A 562-nucleotide genomic window follows, 5' to 3' on the forward strand; every position below is an offset into this window, starting at 1 on the left:
GGGCGCCGAGGGTCTGGCGCTCCATCACTTTTACCGGGCAATGGCGTGGCTGGGCGAGGAACTCGGCGAAAAGGCGCAAGGCGCGCTGGTGGCGCGCTGCGTGAAAGACGTGATCGAGGAAAAGCTCTTCGCGCGCCGGCAGGACCTGTTCACCGACCTCAGCCTTGTGTTCATGGACACAACCTCATTGTCCTTCCAGGGCGCGGGCGGCGAGACGCTGGGCAAGCGCGGGCATTCCAAGGACTTCCGCCCCGATCTGGCGCAAATGATCCTGGCGCTGGTCGTTGATGCCGAGGGCCGGCCGATCTGCACCGAGATGGTGCCCGGCAACACCGCTGACGTGACCGTCCTGTTGCCGGTGGTCGATCGGCTGCGAACGCGCTTCGGCGTCACACGCGCCTGCGTTGTCGCCGATCGCGGCATGATCAGCGCCGATACCATCGCCGCGCTCGAAAAGCTGGGCATGGAATACATTCTGGGGGCCCGCGAACGCTCGAGCAGCGTGATCCACAACGTCGTGCTCAATGACACGGCACCGATGGTTCCGCTCGTTCTCGAGCGC

The 562-nt window shown here is 65.1% G+C and carries 1 protein-coding gene; it reads left to right on the forward strand.

From position 1 onward, the window contains the following. Nucleotides 1–562, forward strand: a 562-nt coding sequence (locus ACWGTI_RS32650; RefSeq protein WP_454590681.1) for an IS1634 family transposase, incomplete at both ends; no start/stop codon positions are given.

Source organism: Mesorhizobium sp. ArgA1 (assembly GCF_053714375.1).